We start from the raw sequence: 13,953 nt of genomic DNA, 5'->3' as shown, positions 1-13,953 counted from the left end.
TGAGCCACTGCCTATTTTTCGATCGCAAAAGCGGGCATTGGTAGACAGCGGCTAACTGTATTACTAACTAAACATCACGTCGCGTTGAGCCAACATTAAGCAGTGACTCACTGGCCACCATTCTCAGATGTTGGCGTAAAAGGCTGTGGAACTAGCTCTTCCTGAGCGCGGAAATCTGGCAACGAAATATCGCGAAGCGAGTCAGGTGCTTGTGGCAGCTCCCGCTCCCATTGATCTAACTGGCTTACCGCCCAATCGCGCAGCTCAATAAACGTCGGCCGTAGCTCAGCTTCTTGCCAAGCCTGTAGCTCAGCTAAGGGCGTTAGTGTAATAAGGACGGTTGCCACCAATAAAATGACAGCGCCACGAGCAAGCCCAAAGGCAGCTCCCGCAAAGCGGTTAAGCAACCCCATACCGACCCACTCTACCGCCGCATGAACGAGGCGGATCACAATCCCACAAAGTAAAATGACTGCAAAAATCACTAAAATAAATGCCAACACTAAGCGCGCATCGAAACTGTCGATGAACCCGCTCATTAGATCCGCCACCGGCTCTGCCAAGACCCGCGCTACCAACAAGGCGACTACCCATGCGGCCAGCCCAAGAGCTTCCCTGACAAATCCGCGCGTAAAGCCGGCCAGCATGGAAAGTGCTAGCACCGCCAGGAAAAGCGCGTCTATCCAAGTAAGTGCCATAAGTTAATTTCTCACTCGCACTAACAAGCCCTGTACATTGGCACGCTGCTTAATAATCGCCATCGCAGACTCACCATCTTCAGACGTCGCATATGGCCCAACATAAACAGAGGTGAGGTTATTATCACGCTCGCGTAGATAGGCGCTAAACCCCGCCTGAGTAAGCTGATCACTTAGCCGCTGCGCGTTATCCGCATTACCAAAGCTTCCCACTTGAACGGCCCACTCGCCTTGGGAAGAAGATGTTGGACCAGCAGCAGTGCTAGAAGAGCTGGCAGAAGAACTTGTAGACGCGTTATTACGGTTATTTGCAGCCATTAACTCAGCAATTGGATCATTTGCTCCAGCACTCTGCGCGTTAGAGCTACTGGCTTGACCGGTTTGAGGCTGCCTTGGATTGGCATCAATTGGCACACTATTGACCCCGCTATCTACAGAACGACCTTCACTTGAGGACGTGTTGATGGATGACGGCATTTGCGGAGCCGGAACATCTTGCTGTGTTGCCTCTACAGGCCGTTCAATAACAAACGTAGGCTGAGGGCGCTCTTCTCGGGGAGCAGGATCACTCATCAACCACGGCACGAAAATCGCCAGCAACGCGAGTAAAATGACAATACCACTGATGCGTTCCGTTTTACCGTATTTCATATCCCTCTCCATCAAGCTTAGCGAGCACAACGGTTAGGCCGATTAAGCTTGCGGCAGTGTTATTTCCAACAAGGCCGCAACTGTAAAAAACGAGCCGGTAACTAACACCCGGTCGGAGGGTGCCAACTGCTCAGCCATTATCTGTACTCCGGCCTCTGGGGAACTGGCGCAAAGATGCACACGTCCACCCAAAGATGTGATACGCCCCGCCAGCTCGGCAGCTGACCGACCACGCTCGCCCTCCAACGCCACGCATACCCAGTCAGTAATGCGGGGTAGCAAAGCACTAATAACACCATCAGCGTCTTTATCATTGAGCATGCCGATCAACGCCCACTGCCGACCACCCTCAGGCACCGATGGGAGTCGCCTAGCGACATAATCGGCTGCATGAGGATTATGCCCGACATCCAAGCACCACTGCCCTATCCACTGCATACGTCCTGGCACTTGCACCCCATGAAACGCACGGCGGCATGCGTCTGCATTCACCACTAATCCGCTAAGTGTCAATGCTTGGAGAGCCGTTGCTGCATTATCAATTGGCAAACCGGGATCAGGAAGGCCTGCCAGAGAAATAACCTCTCCCTGGCAGTTCAGCCCACTCCAGCTCCATTCAGACAGGCTATCAGCGGCAGAGTCATCAGTAATTGAGTGGCTAAAAGCTTCACCAAGACAGTAAACAGGAGCGGCAATTGCATTGGCAGCCTCTGCTACACTGCTGGGAAGCAGTCGACTGCCCAATACAGCGGGTTTTGCAGCACGAAAGATGCCTGCTTTTTCTCGGCCAATTTGGGCAATATCAGACCCCAAAAAATTGGCATGATCCTGAGCAATGGTGGTAACAATAGCAACGTCTGCATCAATGATATTGACAGCATCTAATCGCCCACCCAGACCAACTTCGAGCAGCGCTAAGTCGAGGTCTTCCTGTGCTAGGCACCAGAGGGCGCACAGCGTTCCCGCCTCAAAATAGGTTAAGCTAATTTCAGGCGTTTGTAGCCTAGCTTCCTCTACGCGAGAGAAACCAGTCATTAGCCGCTGGTCGTCAGCATGGTCACCATTGATCGTGACACGCTCGTTATAGCGTACTAGATGGGGCGAAGTATAAGTCCCCACCCGCAAACCGTGCGTGCGTGCGACAGCATCCATCATGGCAAGGGTTGACCCCTTGCCATTCGTACCTGCCACCGTAATCACCTGTGGTGCAATCGGGCTGTTTAGTAACCCCATGCGCTTGGCAACTTCTGCTACGCGCTCAAGCCCCATATCAATCCCTACGGGGTGTAGGGTTTCAAGGTAGTGCAGCCATTCGGCTAAAGACCCTGGAGTTAAAGAGTCAGAAGCTAAAGATTCAGGGGCTATAGACTTAGGCATTGCGGGTCGAATCGTCGCTCTTAACGGTGCTGGCTTCGCTATGCGTTTCAGGCGTATCAACGTCTGTTGCATCTACAGCATCGGCTATTGGCGCTTCATCAACCAACGGCTCGTCAATCGATGCGTCGTCACTGACATCACCTTCGGTAGGTAGCGCGATATTATGAGTCAGCTTACGCAGCACACCACCAACACGAGCACGCATTTCATGACGATGCACAATCATATCTACGGTGCCGTGTTCCAGCAGAAATTCACTGCGCTGAAAACCTTCCGGCAGCGTTTCACGGACGGTTTGTTCAATAACGCGCGGGCCAGCAAAACCAATCAAGGCATTGGGCTCGGCGATATTTAGATCGCCCAGCATCGCTAGCGATGCGGATACCCCGCCAAACACTGGATCTGTCAGAACAGAAATGTAAGGCACACCCGACTGCTTAAGCTTTTCAAGCGCTGCCGAGGTTTTGGCCATCTGCATGAGTGAAAACAGTGCTTCTTGCATCCGTGCCCCACCAGAAGCGGCAAAGCAGATCAGCGGAAGTCGCTCTTCAAGTGCAATGGTTGCCGCGCGGACAAACTTCTCGCCCACAACCGCCCCCATTGAGCCACCCATAAAGGTAAATTCAAAAGCAACAGCCACAACCGGGAGCCCGTCTAGCTCGCCACGCATAGCGACCAGCGCATCTTTTTCACCGGTCTCTTTTTGGGCAGCCGTTAAGCGGTCTTTGTATTTTTTAGAGTCGCGAAATTTCAAGCGATCATTAGGCTCAATCTCAGCCGCGATCTCTTGTCGCCCCTCTTTATCCAAAAACCAGTCCAAACGTTTACGCGCGGTCAACCGTAAATGGTGGTCGCACTTGGGACAGACGCTGTGGTGCTTCTCAAGCTCAGGGAGATAGAGAACCGCTTCGCACTTGGGACATTTACGCCAGAGGCCATCGGGCACGCTGGCGCGACGGTCTTTACGCTGGATACGCCCCATGGAGGGCACAATCTTGTCTAACCAGCTCATATCAAAAAGTTTCCGTATACGTCATGCTTAGCAACGCCAAGCTTGATGAGTGTCGTCAATCAATTCAGTGTAGACGATGAGGGAATGCGCTTAGGCATCCATCGCGGTGCGCATTTCGCCCAACACGCTTTTAAGCTGACCAGCAATGGTTTCAGGTGCGTCAACGCTCTCTGCAATGCGGTTCACTAGCGCACTGCCAACAATCACACCATCAGCGACTTTCGCCACTTCAGCGGCAGTCACACCATCGCGGATACCGAAGCCAACACATAATGGCAAATCGGTCATTTCGCGCAAGGGCGCGAGATGCTCTGCCACATCGTCAGCATTGAGTGTAGCAGCACCGGTAACGCCCTTAAGCGAAACATAATAGAGATAGCCCTCACCGTGGGCGCATATTGTAGCGGCACGAGCATTGGAAGTGGTAGGCGCAACCAAGAAAATCGCTGCTAAATCGCGGGCTTTTAACAGCGGGCCGAACTCATCAGCCTCTTCAGGCGGCATATCTACCACGAGCACGCCATCAACGCCAACGCTTGCCGCTTTATCAGCAAACGTTTCATAGCCAATCCGCTCTATCGGATTGAGATACCCCATCAACACGATAGGCGTTTTAGCATCCACTTGGCGGAACTCAGCGACCATATCCAGCAGGTCAACCAAGCGAGTGCCCTGCTTAAGCGCGCGCTCACAGGCCTTTTGAATCACCGGGCCATCGGCCATTGGGTCTGAAAACGGCACGCCAAGCTCAATAATATCAGCCCCCGCCTCTACTAGGGCATGCATAAAGCCCACAGTGTACTGAGGCGCAGGGTCACCGGCGGTAATATAAGGAATCAGGGCCTTACGACCCTGCTCTTTTAATTCGGAAAAACGCTGGTCAATACGGTTCATGCTAGCCCTTAAAACTCAATGCCATCGATGTTCGCAACGGTCATGATATCTTTATCACCACGACCAGAAAGGTTGACCACGATATGCTGGTCAGGGCGCATGGTCGGTGCCAGCACCTTCGCATGAGCAAGCGCATGGGCCGATTCCAATGCTGGCATAATCCCTTCCATGTGCGTCAGTTCACGAAACGCTTCCAGCACTTCTTTATCGTTTGCGGCTACGTAGTTAACTCGCCCAACATCTTTCCACAGCGCGTGTTCAGGCCCAACCCCTGGGTAGTCGAGGCCAGCAGAAATCGAGTGCGTGTCAGACACTTGTCCCGCTTCGTCAGACATCAAGTAAGTTCGGTTGCCATGCAAAACACCACGCGGCGCATTAGTCGAAAGCGGCGCGGCATGTCGGCCTGTTTCGATACCATCGCCACCGGCTTCGACACCGTACATCGCCACCGCATCATCTTCGACGAAGGGATAGAATAGGCCCAAGGCGTTGGAACCACCGCCCACACAGGCAATTAGCGCATCTGGCAAACGCCCAATTTGCGCTAATGACTGTTGGCGCGCCTCACGCCCCACTACCGAGTTGAAATCACGCACCAACTGCGGATAAGGGTGCGGACCCGCCACGGTGCCGATAATGTAAAACGTGTTATCAACATTGGTGACCCAATCACGCAAGGCTTCATTCATTGCGTCTTTAAGCGTACGAGTGCCTGATTCGACCGGAATTACACGTGCACCCAACAGGCGCATACGATAAACGTTCAGCTTCTGGCGCTGAACGTCTGCCGCCCCCATATAAACGTCACATTCCAGGCCTAAGCGAGCTGCCACAGTCGCCGTAGCAACACCGTGCTGGCCTGCTCCGGTTTCAGCAATAACCCTGGGCTTGCCGGTTTTTTTGGCTAACAGCGCTTGGCCAATGGTGTTATTAACCTTGTGGGCACCTGTGTGGTTCAAGTCTTCACGCTTCAACCAAATTTGCGCGCCACCTAACGACTGTGACCAACGCTCTGCATGGTAAAGCGGCGAAGGACGCCCCACATAATGGGCAAGATCACGGTCAAACTCAGCCTGGAAATCGGGATCATCACGCAGACTCAGGTAGGTCTGCTCTAACTCTTCCAGGGCAAAGCTCAGGGTTTCCGACACAAACCGGCCGCCGTAGGGGCCAAAATGACCACGGGCATCCGGCATTCGGGTCAGGTCGCTGAACTTGGTTTCAGTCGCTGAGACAGTCACAGGCATACCTCACAAGATCGCCAGAACAGGCAAACAATAAATGAACTAACAATGAGGCGTAGTCACCCTGTCGGGTACGCTACGCAATGAGCTTAATGGGCGCAGGCTAACGCCACATTTTGAACAAAAGATGCCATTAACTCGGCATCTTTTATGCCATGAGATATTTCTATACCACCAGAGACATCAATAGCATAAGGCATTACTTGGTTAACCGCAGAAGCCACATTATCAGCCGTTAACCCACCAGCCAGGATAACAGGTTTTTCTAAGGTTGCGGGGATTCTAGACCAATCAAACGTCTCTCCCGTTCCCCCTGGGATACCAGGTCGATAGGCATCTAATAGCAGCGCCTGCGCAAGCGAGTAGTCAGCCGCCGCCTGATGCAGGTCGATATCATCACGCATGCGCAGTGCTTTAATCCAAGGCCGTCCAAACTGCTGACAGAACGAGGCAGGCTCTTCACCATGAAACTGAATTAAATCCAAGTAAGGTAAGCACTGCTCAATGAATTCAGCGGGCTGATTAACAAACAACCCCACACGCGTCACAAAGGCAGGTACTTCCACTGCCAACTCTTCCAGCACAGCAGGCGTTATGCTGCGGGCGCTCTTAGGCCACATCACGAAGCCAAGCGCATCCACACCAAGCGATGCTGCCAGCGCGACGTCCTCATGGCGAGTTAAGCCACAGAATTTAATCCGTGTACGACCAGAACGCGCGTTCATAATGGGGTCTCCTGCTGCTCTGAAGGCGCTGACTCTTGGTTTAAAGGCGTCTGACTCTTAAACGTCAACTTGCGCCGTGCCGCAATGCGCGGATTATCAGGTAACTGACGTTCCCCGGTCCACTCACCGGTAAATGCGAGCAGGTTGGGGCCTAACGGCTCTTTGGGCAGATCAAATCGTTCGTCATAAAGTGAGTCTACGAAATGAAGGCCACAGGCTGGTGCAGTGACATCGCCTTTTCGGCGATTCTTCAGTGCCAGCAGGCGCGCAATGTGCCCTTCATCTTGTGAGCCGCGCCCTACGCTGACCAGCGCCCCCGCAATATTGCGAATCATGTGGTGCAAAAAAGCATTGCCCTGAATATCAATGACCACTATTGGCCCATAGCGTTTCACTTCTACAAAGTGCATTTGCCGCCAAGGCGTTTTGGACTGGCAGCCCGCCGCTCGAAAGCTGCTGAAGTCATGTTCGCCTACTAAAGCCTGTGCCGCCCGATGCATAGCATCGGCATCTAGCGGATCTCGACACCAAGTTACGTTGTGGCGTTCTAACACCGGACGGCTAATTTGATTCAACAAAATATAACGATAGCGACGCCCAAGTGCGCCCAGGCGGGAATGGAAGTCATCGGACACAGGTTTTACCCAGCGCACAGCGACGTCTCTAGGAAGGTTGGTGTTGCTGCCAAAAATCCAGGCTTTTTCAGAACGCTGAACAGGCGGGTCAAAATGGATGATCTGACGGGTGGCATGCACGCCAGAATCGGTTCGACCACTGGCATGAATACGCACTGGGGCGCTGGCCACTTTTTCCAGCGCATCTTCCACCGCTTGCTGAACTGAAGCTGCGTGCTTCAAACGCTGAAAGCCGCAAAAGCGCGTACCATCATATTCAATGCCCATCGCTAGGCGCCCCGTCAGGGGCTTTGTTTCGTCAAAATGGTAAAACAGCGTCATGAAGCCACGTCACATAGAAGATAGTTAGGATGTGCCATTATCCCGACGTCGAGGCTCAAATGCCACCTCTTCGATTTCCCAGCGTTCCTCGACGCTCTTCCGCCCATGTTGGCTGTCCCCCATGACTGAAGGTGAAGACGTCTCCTGCCGTTCGGCCTCAACTATCGGTACTGGCTCACTGCTAGCTGATACTGTATCCGCCGCTGATGAATCCCGCGCTGGTGGCTCAGTAGTAGATGAAGGCATAGTAGGTGAAAGCGCAGTAGGTGAAGACGTAGTAGGTGAAAACGTAGCGGTTGGCATCGTATCAGCGTTATAAACTGATGAAGTGGGCGGAACATCTTCCCACTGCCGTTCGCGACGCCTACGCGACCATACTAGCGCTCCCAACAAAAGCGCTAACGCAGTACTAGCAAGCGGCCATTGATAGGCGGTAATGCGCTCAACAATCGTGTCTGAAGCACTCTGCGAACGGTTCAAGCTAGGCATCTCGTTAGGTGTATGGCTGCTTGCCATCAGCGCGGCACTCCCCGCCAGCGCATCAGATATTTCTTGAGCTTGCTGAAGCTCGCGCTGAGACACACTCAATGCTTGTGTTAGCGACACCACCTCTTGACGCAGCATGACTAACTCATTACGCATTTCTTCGCGCTCGTCAAGCGCCGCCAGCAGCCTATCCTGGCTCTCCAACAGCTGTTCAGCGAGCACTTGTTCGATGGCAACAGCACCAGATGCTCTCTGGGATGGATTAGCGCCTTGATCGTCACTTTCCAGGGTTGGCTCGCCTGCCTGCTCCGAGCTCGAATCACTATGGCTTTCAGGTTTTTCTTGGGGCTCAACCTGACGGTCTACAGGCTGACGCATCGCTTGAATCGCCGGGGCAGCATTGCTGGACGTTCGTGAAGCAACCTGTTGACGGGTAGGGATATTGAGCGTCTGGCCCGCACGGAGTTCATCTACATTGCCAGTGGGAAACGCAGCGGGATTAGCTGCTAAGAGCGCCGTCATCATTTGTTGAATGGTTACATCGGCTGGCTTCACCCTTGCGGCAACGCTCCAAAGAGTATCGCCACTGGCTACGTAGACAATATCGCGTGCGGCCGATGCCATAGAAGCGGCTGCGCTGCTGGTCGCTTCGGCCGAGCCAATGGCGTCAACAGGGCCACCTAACGCGTATTCAGGTGGATCAAACAACAGCGTTAAAGCGCGCGTCTGCCGCCCTTCTGGCGAAGAAATCGTTAACAGTAGATCCAACCATGGCTCATGAACTGCCTGGGAAGAGCGCAGCAAAAGTCGATGCCCAGCTGGCTGCTCTTGAACCTGAACACTGATACTTGCCGTAAGGGGTGTCCACTCTAACCCCAGCGCTCTAAACGCCGATTCGTTTGCCAGGTCGACACGTAAATCACTCAGCGCGAAATGCTCGCTTTCCTGAAGCGGCACAGTGGCCTCAAGCGGCGCATCTAACGGCGAACTTACCGTTGCCTGGCCCAACCCAAGCGCCACTGCCAGCGGGCTAATAGCGCTCAGCGATAGCCCCAACATCCCTGTTAACTGTTTTCTCATAAAGGCCTCTGCTGCCTTTTATTTGGTTGCGGCCAAGCCACACTTTCTTACATTTACTTAGCAAAATCACACTCTGCATCCTTTTTACCACACCCAGAGAATAAAAAAACGGGAAGCTGCGAACAGCTTCCCGTTTTTATCAACGCCTTTATTTAAGCGTGGCGTGCTCTACTGCTCGCGTAAGATCTTCAGCATACGCTTGAGCGGCTCGGCAGCACCCCATAACAACTGGTCACCAACACTGAAGGCTGACAAGTATTCGCCGCCCATATTCAGCTTGCGAATACGACCGACCGGTACTTGCAGCGTGCCAGTCGCAGCAGCGGGCGTTAGGCCAGCAACTGTAGCGTCTTTGTCGTTCGGGATCAGCTGAACCCACTCATTATGCTTAGCAATACGATCTTCGATCTCATCAAGCGGCACATCCTGCTTCAGCTTAATAGTGAACGCTTGGCTGTGAGAACGCATTGCACCGATGCGCACACAAAGGCCATCGATGGGGATCGGGTTGTTTTGCAAACCTAAGATCTTGTTAGTCTCAACGCTGCCCTTCCACTCTTCACGGCTTTGGCCGTTATCAAGCTTGGTATCGATCCATGGCAGCAAGCTACCCGCTAGCGGTGCACCGAAATTATCCGTGGGAAAGTCACCACTGCGCATCGCAGCAGTCACTTTACGGTCGATATCCAGAATCGCGCTAGAGGTATCTTTAAGCTCTTCGCCTACGCTGTCGCGCAGTTGACCCATCTGGTTCAACAGCTCGCGCATGTGCTTAGCGCCTGAACCGGAAGCTGCTTGGTACGTCATGGAAGTCATCCACTCGACCATGTCTGCTTCGAACAAGCCACCCAAGCCCATCAGCATCAGGCTCACGGTGCAGTTGCCGCCGACAAAGGTTTTAGCACCCTTCGCTAACTGGTTATCGATCACCTTACGATTGACCGGATCCAGAATAATGGTCGCTTCGTCTTCCATACGCAGGGTGCTGGCCGCATCAATCCAGTAGCCTTTCCAGCCCGCCTCACGTAAGTCTTTATAAACCGGCTTGGTATAGTCGCCACCTTGACAGGTCACCACCACGTCCAGTGCTTTTAACGCATCAATATCAAACGCATCTTTCAGTGGAGGCACGTCCACGCCGATATCGGGGCCAGGCTGACCAACTTGGGAGGTGGTGAAAAATACCGGTTCAATACCGTTAAAATCACCATCTTCCTGCATGCGCTGCATCAGCACTGAGCCAACCATGCCACGCCATCCCACGAAACCGACTTTCAACATGTGAAGTCCTCCAACTAAGAATGAGAGCGATATTATACACAAATATTAGACACAACGTCGGCCACCCCTAGGGTGGCCGACTGTTAATACCTTTCAGCGTCAATTAGTTAGCACGCTTTATACATAATTTAATTTTTTGCGAAGGCCGCCAATACTGCATCACCCATCTCATCGGTAGAGACACGGCGCGTTCCTTCAGAGGCGATGTCAGCAGTACGCAAGCCATCATCCAACACACTGCCAACAGCGGCTTCAATGCGCTCAGCCATGGCGGTTTCATTCAATGAATAGCGCAACATCATCGCGACCGATAGCATCATCGCTAACGGGTTAGCAATATTCTGCCCAGCGATATCTGGCGCGCTACCGTGGCAAGGCTCGTACATGCCCTGCCCACTCTCGTTTAGCGATGCTGAAGGCAACATGCCAATAGAGCCGGTAAGCATGGCAGCGGCATCGGAAAGAATATCGCCAAACATATTGCCCGTCACTACCACATCAAACTGTTTCGGCGCGCGCACCAGCTGCATGGCGGCGTTATCCACGTACATATGGGAAAGCTCAACATCCGGGTACTCTGGTGCCAAACGCTCCATCACTTCACGCCACAGAATAGTGACTTCCAACACGTTGGCTTTATCTACCGAGCAGAGTTTTTTGCCGCGCTTCTGAGCCATTTCAAAGGCGACGCGACCAATACGCTCAATTTCGCTTTCAGAGTAGATGTAGGTGTTAAAACCCACCCGCTCGCCGTTGCGCTCTTCAATGCCACGTGGCTGGCCGAAATAAATGCCACCGGTAAGCTCACGGACAATCATAATATCCAGCCCAGCCACTAACTCCGGCTTCAAGCTAGAAGCGCTAGCCAACTGCGGATAAAGCATGGCCGGACGCAGGTTGCCGAACAAACCCAAGTTTTTACGCAGACCTAACAGGCCTTTTTCAGGACGCTTGGAAAGGTCTTCGAGTGTATCCCATTTGGGGCCACCAACAGCGCCCAGCAAAATAGCACTGGCTGCCTTGGCTTTTTCAAGAGTTTCAGCAGGCAGTGGCTCACCGTGAACATCGTAAGCAGAGCCACCGACAAGGCCTTCTTCGACGTCGATATCCAAACCAGCTTCCTGGCAGGCCTTCAGCAAGCGAGCCGCCTGGGCCGCAATTTCAGGGCCAATACCGTCACCCGGCAGCAGTAATACCTTATGAGTCATGCAATTTCCTTAGCATTTCAAACGTTGAAGGTGAATAAACACTTACGCAGGCTGACGGAATAACCACGGGCGCTGCTGGCGATGTTTTTCTTCAAACGCGCGAATAGCGTCTTCGTCCTGCAGGGTAATACCAATATCGTCCAGACCGTTCAGCAGGCAGTGCTTCCGGAACGCATCCACCTCAAATTCGAGAATTTCGCCACTGGGCGTAATGACCCGCTGATTTTCTAAATCTACGTCTAATTGATAGCCTTCACTGCCTGCCACTTCCGTAAACAGACGGTCAACAACGTCTTCTTCCAAGGCAATCAGCAGAATGCCGTTTTTGAAAGCGTTGTTGTAGAAAATATCGGCAAAGCTTGGCGCAATCACCGCTTTAAAACCAAAATCTTCCAGCGCCCACGGGGCGTGCTCACGAGAACTACCACAGCCAAAGTTGCGGCGCGCCAGCAACACTTCAGCACCTTGGTAACGCGGTTGGTTCAAGACAAAATCTGGGTTCAGCGGGCGCTGCGAACAGTCTTGTCCTGGCTGGCCTTCATCCAGGTAGCGCAGTTCATCAAACAGGTTCACGCCAAAGCCAGTGCGCTTAATCGACTTCAAAAACTGCTTCGGAATAATCAGGTCGGTATCGACATTAGCACGGTCAAGCGGCGCTACGATTCCTTCTAAACGTTCAAACTTTTTCATGGCTTAGGCCTCCTGCGCGTGGCTAGTGTCGTTAGCGGGTAAGGTACGTACATCAACAAAGTGACCAGCAATCGCTGCCGCAGCGGCCATCGCAGGGCTCACCAGATGTGTGCGACCGCCGTAACCCTGGCGACCTTCAAAATTGCGGTTAGACGTTGATGCACAGTGTTCACCAGCGCCCAACTTGTCGGCATTCATTGCCAAGCACATTGAGCAACCCGGCTCACGCCATTCAAAGCCTGCTTCAATAAAGATTTTATCCAAGCCTTCTGCTTCCGCCTGGCGTTTCACCAAACCAGAGCCCGGCACCACCATGGCAAGCTTAATCGAGCCAGCGACTTTATTGCCTTTCGCTACCTTGGCCGCTTCGCGTAAATCTTCGATACGCGAGTTAGTACAGGAGCCGATAAATACTTTATCGAGCTTGATATCGGTAATTTTCTGGTTTGCCTGCAAGCCCATATATTCGAGGGCACGCGCATGGCTGCGCTGCACGGTGTCATCCAGCGCGGCTTGGGGATCTGGCACTTGGCCGGAAATACCGGTGACCATTTCCGGGCTAGTCCCCCAACTGACCTGAGGCTCGATCTCTTCAGCTCGCAGAGTAACTACTTTATCGAACTGCGCATCGGCATCGGAAACCAGGTTACGCCAATCGGCTACGGCGGCTTCCCACTGCTGGGCGGTGGGCGCAAAGGGACGCTCGGCCAGGTAATCAATCGTTGTGTCATCGACCGCAATCAGGCCCACACGGGCACCCGCTTCAATGGCCATATTGCATACGGTCATGCGGCCTTCCATAGAGAGCGACTCAATTGCACTACCGGCAAACTCAATGGCATAGCCCGTACCACCAGCGGTGCCAATCTTGCCAATAATCGCCAACACCACGTCTTTAGCGGTCACGCCCAGGCCAAGCTCGCCTTCCACGCGCACTTGCATGTTCTTCATTTTTTGCGCCAGCAAGCACTGGGTCGCCATGACGTGCTCAACTTCTGAGGTGCCAATACCATGGGCCAAGGCACCAAATGCACCGTGGGTAGCGGTGTGGGAGTCGCCGCACACCACGGTCATACCAGGCAACGTTGCGCCCTGCTCTGGGCCTACCACGTGCACGATACCCTGGCGCGGGTCGTTGATTTTGAACTCTTCAATGCCGTACTCAAGGCAGTTATCGTCCAAGGTTTGTACTTGGATTAACGACACCGGGTCTTTAATACCGCTATTGCCTTCAGCGCGCTCTTTTACCGTCGTAGGAACGTTGTGGTCAGGCGTTGCCAAGTTAGCATCTAAACGCCAAGGCTTGCGATTAGCCAGGCGCAGTCCTTCAAACGCCTGGGGCGAGGTGACTTCATGAAGCAACTGGCGGTCGATATAGATCAACGCCGTGCCGTCGTCACGCTGTTTCACCAAATGTTGATTCCAGAGTTTGTCGTAAAGCGTTTGACCTGACATGTTGCTCTCCTGGGCATTGCCCTGCTAGTTCGGTATGGCAGCCTCTACGTGCTGCTTATGTGGCTATACAGGCAGTGTCACGCGAGTCGCGCATAAAAGCAATTCATGTTATTCATAGATTAGATTCCAAACTGGAATACTTATTCAGTAGCACCTATTAACTACCTAGTTAGAAATACCTGTTCAGGGAGTCGCA

13 protein-coding genes are annotated in these 13,953 nt (G+C 53.1%); all 13 read right to left on the bottom strand.

Going from position 1 to position 13,953, the window contains the following annotated elements; translation table 11 throughout:
- Positions 1-107 precede the first annotated feature (107 nt).
- The gene (locus tag K7H08_RS16175; RefSeq protein ID WP_038483719.1) at positions 108-698 is read right to left on the bottom strand and encodes a CvpA family protein; all 591 of its coding nucleotides are present in this window, start codon (positions 696-698) and stop codon (positions 108-110) included.
- 3 nt (positions 699-701) lie between these two features.
- Positions 702-1,349, bottom strand: a complete 648-nt coding sequence (locus K7H08_RS16170) for an SPOR domain-containing protein (protein WP_231658528.1) — start codon at positions 1,347-1,349, stop codon at positions 702-704.
- Positions 1,350-1,391: 42 nt separating this feature from the next.
- Entirely contained in the window at positions 1,392-2,726 is a 1,335-nt protein-coding gene (folC, locus tag K7H08_RS16165) for a bifunctional tetrahydrofolate synthase/dihydrofolate synthase (RefSeq protein WP_231658527.1), read from the bottom strand.
- A complete protein-coding gene (gene accD / locus K7H08_RS16160) occupies positions 2,719-3,738 on the bottom strand; it encodes an acetyl-CoA carboxylase, carboxyltransferase subunit beta (RefSeq protein WP_038483715.1) in 1,020 nt (339 codons plus the stop codon). Before accD ends, folC begins: the two co-directional genes overlap by 8 nt.
- Positions 3,739-3,828: 90 nt before the next feature.
- A complete protein-coding gene (trpA, locus tag K7H08_RS16155; protein ID WP_009723460.1) occupies positions 3,829-4,632 on the bottom strand; it encodes a tryptophan synthase subunit alpha in 804 nt (267 codons plus the stop codon).
- A gap of 8 nt (positions 4,633-4,640) precedes the next feature.
- Entirely contained in the window at positions 4,641-5,879 is a 1,239-nt protein-coding gene (gene trpB / locus K7H08_RS16150; RefSeq protein ID WP_038483713.1) for a tryptophan synthase subunit beta, read from the bottom strand.
- 86 nt (positions 5,880-5,965) lie between these two features.
- A complete protein-coding gene (locus K7H08_RS16145) occupies positions 5,966-6,601 on the bottom strand; it encodes a phosphoribosylanthranilate isomerase (protein WP_038483711.1) in 636 nt (211 codons plus the stop codon).
- Entirely contained in the window at positions 6,598-7,557 is a 960-nt protein-coding gene (truA, locus tag K7H08_RS16140) for a tRNA pseudouridine(38-40) synthase TruA (protein WP_038483709.1), read from the bottom strand. Before truA ends, K7H08_RS16145 begins: the two co-directional genes overlap by 4 nt.
- A gap of 24 nt (positions 7,558-7,581) precedes the next feature.
- A complete protein-coding gene (locus tag K7H08_RS16135; RefSeq protein ID WP_231658526.1) occupies positions 7,582-9,123 on the bottom strand; it encodes a type IV pilus assembly protein FimV in 1,542 nt (513 codons plus the stop codon).
- 168 nt (positions 9,124-9,291) lie between these two features.
- Positions 9,292-10,404, bottom strand: a complete 1,113-nt coding sequence (gene asd, locus K7H08_RS16130) for an aspartate-semialdehyde dehydrogenase (RefSeq protein ID WP_038483707.1) — start codon at positions 10,402-10,404, stop codon at positions 9,292-9,294.
- A gap of 128 nt (positions 10,405-10,532) precedes the next feature.
- Positions 10,533-11,612: a 3-isopropylmalate dehydrogenase gene (gene leuB / locus K7H08_RS16125; protein WP_038483705.1), complete on the bottom strand. Its 1,080-nt coding sequence runs from the start codon at positions 11,610-11,612 to the stop codon at positions 10,533-10,535.
- Between the two features lie 42 nt (positions 11,613-11,654).
- Entirely contained in the window at positions 11,655-12,302 is a 648-nt protein-coding gene (gene leuD, locus K7H08_RS16120) for a 3-isopropylmalate dehydratase small subunit (protein ID WP_231658525.1), read from the bottom strand.
- Between the two features lie 3 nt (positions 12,303-12,305).
- Positions 12,306-13,757 carry a 3-isopropylmalate dehydratase large subunit gene (gene leuC, locus K7H08_RS16115; protein WP_120387048.1) on the bottom strand — a complete coding sequence of 484 codons (1,452 nt, stop codon included), beginning with the start codon at positions 13,755-13,757 and terminating at the stop codon, positions 12,306-12,308.
- Positions 13,758-13,953 lie beyond the last annotated feature (196 nt).

Source organism: Halomonas sp. IOP_6, assembly GCF_021151565.1.
Lineage (GTDB): Bacteria > Pseudomonadota > Gammaproteobacteria > Pseudomonadales > Halomonadaceae > Vreelandella > Vreelandella alkaliphila.
The sequence above is the reverse complement of the archived record's forward strand: the minus strand, read 5'-3'. Positions and strand labels throughout refer to the sequence as shown.

Bases quoted from the DNA above. Each gene is read 5' to 3' on its own strand.
- K7H08_RS16175 (WP_038483719.1), bottom strand. From the start codon at position 698: ATGGCACTTACTTGGATAGACGCGCTTTTCCTGGCGGTGCTAGCACTT.
- K7H08_RS16170 (WP_231658528.1), bottom strand. From the start codon at position 1,349: ATGAAATACGGTAAAACGGAACGCATCAGTGGTATTGTCATTTTACTC.
- folC (WP_231658527.1), bottom strand. From the start codon at position 2,726: ATGCCTAAGTCTATAGCCCCTGAATCTTTAGCTTCTGACTCTTTAACT.
- accD (WP_038483715.1), bottom strand. From the start codon at position 3,738: ATGAGCTGGTTAGACAAGATTGTGCCCTCCATGGGGCGTATCCAGCGT.
- trpA (WP_009723460.1), bottom strand. From the start codon at position 4,632: ATGAACCGTATTGACCAGCGTTTTTCCGAATTAAAAGAGCAGGGTCGT.
- trpB (WP_038483713.1), bottom strand. From the start codon at position 5,879: ATGCCTGTGACTGTCTCAGCGACTGAAACCAAGTTCAGCGACCTGACC.
- K7H08_RS16145 (WP_038483711.1), bottom strand. From the start codon at position 6,601: ATGAACGCGCGTTCTGGTCGTACACGGATTAAATTCTGTGGCTTAACT.
- truA (WP_038483709.1), bottom strand. From the start codon at position 7,557: ATGACGCTGTTTTACCATTTTGACGAAACAAAGCCCCTGACGGGGCGC.
- K7H08_RS16135 (WP_231658526.1), bottom strand. From the start codon at position 9,123: ATGAGAAAACAGTTAACAGGGATGTTGGGGCTATCGCTGAGCGCTATT.
- asd (WP_038483707.1), bottom strand. From the start codon at position 10,404: ATGTTGAAAGTCGGTTTCGTGGGATGGCGTGGCATGGTTGGCTCAGTG.
- leuB (WP_038483705.1), bottom strand. From the start codon at position 11,612: ATGACTCATAAGGTATTACTGCTGCCGGGTGACGGTATTGGCCCTGAA.
- leuD (WP_231658525.1), bottom strand. From the start codon at position 12,302: ATGAAAAAGTTTGAACGTTTAGAAGGAATCGTAGCGCCGCTTGACCGT.
- leuC (WP_120387048.1), bottom strand. From the start codon at position 13,757: ATGTCAGGTCAAACGCTTTACGACAAACTCTGGAATCAACATTTGGTG.